Genomic DNA, 229 nt, shown 5'->3' on the forward strand with positions numbered 1-229 from the left:
CGCTGTAGGCGACGGCGGACGTCTGCAGCCCGGCCGTAGTCGCGCCGGCTCCGCTGGCGGTGCTGAACTCCCCGGTGGCCTGTGCGCCGGCTCCCAGTGCGGTAGCGCCGGTGCCGCTGGCACTGGTGGCCTTGTCGAGCAGCACGTTGCCGTTGGCTTCTTCGTAGTACAGCGAACCGCCGATCGCGGTGGCCGAATCGGCGGTGGCCGAGGCGTTGTAGCCCGACGC

At 71.6% G+C, this 229-nt stretch carries 1 protein-coding gene; it reads right to left on the bottom strand.

What is annotated here, in order from left to right; all coding sequences use genetic code 11:
- Positions 1-229: hypothetical protein (locus ACQG3P_RS25540; protein ID WP_426806603.1), on the bottom strand; the 229-nt coding region annotated here is incomplete at both ends.

The organism is Stenotrophomonas sp. SrG (assembly GCF_050031795.1).
GTDB classification, from domain to species: domain Bacteria; phylum Pseudomonadota; class Gammaproteobacteria; order Xanthomonadales; family Xanthomonadaceae; genus Stenotrophomonas; species Stenotrophomonas rhizophila_A.